Source organism: Borreliella afzelii (genome assembly GCF_014202295.1).
Taxonomy (GTDB): Bacteria; Spirochaetota; Spirochaetia; order Borreliales; family Borreliaceae; genus Borreliella; species Borreliella afzelii.
On record NZ_JACHGM010000027.1, the window covers coordinates 1 to 2894 of the forward strand.

The 2894-nt window shown below is 27.0% G+C and carries 4 protein-coding genes; 3 read left to right on the top strand and 1 reads right to left on the bottom strand.

The genetic code is table 11. The features are described 5' to 3' along the window. Positions 1-17: 17 nt before the first annotated feature. On the bottom strand, positions 18-794 hold the full coding sequence (locus tag HNP63_RS06505; protein WP_183227668.1) for a tyrosine-type recombinase/integrase: 777 nt from the start codon (positions 792-794) through the stop codon (positions 18-20). 428 nt (positions 795-1222) lie between these two features. On the opposite strand from HNP63_RS06505, the gene HNP63_RS06510 reads away from it, so the two are divergent. The 3 genes from HNP63_RS06510 (at position 1223) to HNP63_RS07000 (ending at position 2758) form a co-directional block, all read left to right on the top strand. Further along, positions 1223-1996: a hypothetical protein gene (locus HNP63_RS06510; protein ID WP_183227670.1), complete on the top strand. Its 774-nt coding sequence runs from the start codon at positions 1223-1225 to the stop codon at positions 1994-1996. Positions 1997-2090: 94 nt separating this feature from the next. Then, positions 2091-2423: a hypothetical protein gene (locus HNP63_RS06995; protein WP_082197671.1), complete on the top strand. Its 333-nt coding sequence runs from the start codon at positions 2091-2093 to the stop codon at positions 2421-2423. 29 nt (positions 2424-2452) lie between these two features. After that, on the top strand, positions 2453-2758 hold the full coding sequence (locus HNP63_RS07000; RefSeq protein WP_235685170.1) for a hypothetical protein: 306 nt from the start codon (positions 2453-2455) through the stop codon (positions 2756-2758). Positions 2759-2894 lie beyond the last annotated feature (136 nt).

Consider the following 2894-nt stretch of genomic DNA (forward strand, 5'->3'; position numbering starts at 1 on the left):
TAAGCATAGATAGTTATCTATAGCTTCAAGCTATTTTTGGCTAATTTATAGGCTTGAATTTTGTTTGCAGAAGAGAGTCCGTAGATATTATCAATCTCAGAAGTTGAGTGATATTTCATAAGTTCTTTAATTTGAAAAGAATTGTAGCCATTGGATTTTAAATTTGAAATAAACAAATTTCTACATAAATGAAGTGATTTATTAGCTTTAAAGCCCGACTTTTTAAGTAAATTTTTAAATTTACTGGAAATATGGATAATGCTAATTTGATTATCTTTAAATTTGTGTTTAGTTTTTTGGAAAAGATAAGTACGTCTAGTATCAAGATTTTTTTCTTCGAAATGATTTTTGTGAGCTATTTGAATAGCGTCAAACTCTTTAGAGTCAATGACAATTTCTCTAATACAAGCGACATTTCTTTTTTTAGCTACATTTACTTTTATATTATAATAAGCTTCTCCAGGTTTATTTGATAACTGGGTAATATCTTGCATTTTTACTTTTTGAATTTCAGTGCCCCTACACCCACTTATTAACAGTAAATGTACAAACCAACCAGATATTGGATCAGTTTGTTTTAATTGTTTAATACATTTTACAATTATTTTGCCAGTTTTCGGAGTTAAGTAAAACTTAGGGCTGGGTTTTGGATTTTCTTTTTTGGGTTTAGTTGAATTTTTTAGAGTATTTTTTAGGATTTTATTTTCATCTATTACTTTTTGATAATCTTTTAATAGTTTGAGAATAAAATCTGTACTACTGTTATTTAAATTAAGATAATTATTAATGTCCATAGAATCCTCTCCTTATAAGTGTTACTTTTAAATTAAGTAAAAGTAATAAAAATATATAAAAATTGCAATTTACATTTTACCAAAAACTAAAAATTTTAGTCAAATTATAGTGCTTCTCATTGCATGGGAAATTTGGCATGTAGAGTGGTTTTATTGGGCAGAAGTGGTAGTTTTTAAGGGGGGCACTTAAGAAAGACAGAATACTTTAAGTGATATATAGCAAATACTCTGAAATTTAATTTGTATCTGTTTTATGATCTTTTGTAATGACTCCGTCATTTGCAATGGAGCGATTTTTAGGAGTTGCTTAAAATTACATTTGAGTTTTGTTACTATGTAATCCAAAATGTAACAAAATTAGATATTTAAATCTTTAAAAAATTGAATTTATTAGAGATTGTGTTATGTTTAGCCTTACGGAGTAACTTATGAATAAAAATATGAAAATGTTTATTATTTGTGCTGTTTTTGCACTGTTAAGTTCTTGCAAGAATTACGCAATTAGTAAAGATACAGAAAAAAATTTAAAAGGATTTTTAGAGAAAGAATTAATGCAGGGTGATGACCCTAATAATAGCTTATTTAATCCACCCCCAATATTACCGTCAAGTCGCCATGATAACACACTCGTATTAAAAGCGGCACAAGCACAAAGTGGTGGTCAAAAAGAAGTAAAAAAAGAAGATAAACAAAAAGAAAAAAAAGAAGATAATAAAGAAAAGGAAGAGATTGAAAAACAAATAAAAGAATTAAAGGATAAAATAGAAAAATCGGATAAAAAAACTTCTCTTGAAACATATCTTGAGTACGAAGGAGAGATAAAGAAAATAAGAGAAGAATTAGAGGAAAAATTAAAAGATAAAAAAGAAGAGAAGGAAAAACTTGAAAAGGAATTAAAGGATCTTGAAGAGAGCTTGAAAAAGAAAAAAGATGAAAGAAAAAAGGCTTTAGAAGAGGCTAAAAAGAAATTTGAAGAGTTTAAAGGCCAAGTTGATAGTACAACTGGAGAAACTAGTGGCGAGCAAGTCAAAGGTCAGGGGCAAATTGGAGGACAAGCTTGGAGTAAGGCCCAAGAATTAGGTTTAAGTGCAAATTATTCTAGTAGCGCTGGTACTAGCGATATGACTAAAGGAATAATAGATGATGCAATTAAAAAGATTGAAGAAGAGCTTAAAAAGCTACTAGAAGATAAAAAAGAATAAAATAAATGGCTTCGCAAGCATAAATGCATAAATTATGAACAACAAGACTAATAATTAGTCTTGTTTTATTATTAATATTTAAGGGTCATGATAAATGAAAAGAATTTATATTATTCTATATTTTATATTTGCTTTATTTTCTTTAAATGCTAACGAATTTTTAAGAGGTTTTATTAATAGTAGTAATGATGATGCTAATATTGAAAATTTTAAAATGCAAGAAAATATTTTGTATTTAAAAGGAAGAAATAAAAAAGATGGAAATAAGAAAGGATATCTTTTTATATTGGCCGATAAAGATGTTTTTAACTTAATGTATATATTTGGGACTGCCCTTGGTGAAGCCTTTGGCGATACTGATAAAACTAAAGCAAAAGACGAAACTAAAGAAAAAAAGGAAAAATGTTTGGGGACATCAATGGGCTAATATTTGGTTGTACCCCTGAAAAGGGGACAATGATTGCTTTTTTCTTTAACAAAGAAGAAATATTGAAAAACACCAACAACATAAAAAATATAATTATTAGTTATTCTTTTGATAAAGAAGAGCCCATTATAAATTCACTTAGTAATCAATGGATTGTAGAAGATGATGGTTTGTTTTTAAAAGAAAATGAGTTGTCTAATTTTTTAAAAAAATTATTATCAAGCAGGGTTTTAAAAGTGAAAGTATATGATAACCAAAAAATAAATGAGACTTTCAGTATTAGACTTAGAAACTTTCAAGATTTATATGATAAATATGAAGATGATTTGAATTAAGAAATGCTTTTATAAGCATAAATTATAAAAAACAAGACTAGTTGATAGTCTTGTTTTTATTTATGAGTATTAAGTTCGCTAAAATGTTTGGTTAAAGTTTTATATTAAACATTTTTCAATGGTTATTGTATTTCCT

Bases quoted from the DNA above. Each gene is read 5' to 3' on its own strand.
- HNP63_RS06505 (WP_183227668.1), bottom strand. From the start codon at position 794: ATGGACATTAATAATTATCTTAATTTAAATAACAGTAGTACAGATTTT.
- HNP63_RS06510 (WP_183227670.1), top strand. From the start codon at position 1,223: ATGAATAAAAATATGAAAATGTTTATTATTTGTGCTGTTTTTGCACTG.
- HNP63_RS06995 (WP_082197671.1), top strand. From the start codon at position 2,091: ATGAAAAGAATTTATATTATTCTATATTTTATATTTGCTTTATTTTCT.
- HNP63_RS07000 (WP_235685170.1), top strand. From the start codon at position 2,453: ATGATTGCTTTTTTCTTTAACAAAGAAGAAATATTGAAAAACACCAAC.